Origin of the sequence: Leptolyngbya sp. CCY15150 (genome assembly GCF_016888135.1) — a bacterium.
Lineage (GTDB): Bacteria > Cyanobacteriota > Cyanobacteriia > RECH01 > RECH01 > RECH01.
The window spans coordinates 1-219 of sequence record NZ_JACSWB010000273.1 but is presented as its reverse complement, the minus strand read 5'-3'; the positions used below and the strand labels follow the sequence as shown (position 1 = coordinate 219).

The 219-nt window shown below is 50.2% G+C and carries 1 pseudogene; it reads left to right on the top strand.

The features are described 5' to 3' along the window. Nucleotides 1–219, top strand: a pseudogene (locus tag JUJ53_RS19775) (hypothetical protein); the annotation flags it as partial.

Below are 219 nucleotides of genomic sequence, written 5' to 3'. Positions count from 1 at the left end.
TAGGTTCACTCACCAGCAGTCGTTCCTATAGACAGTTTGTCGGTGTGGTCGATCCGGTTGATACCTATCAGTTCTCGTTAGATGATATTAGTGCTATTGGTGCCAGCATCAGTGGATTAACCGGTCGTGTGCGGCTCTCGCTGTACTACGATGCAAACAACAACGGCAGTGCTGACTTCTCCGAACGCATTACGTCCTCAGATGGCAGTTCTAGCCTCG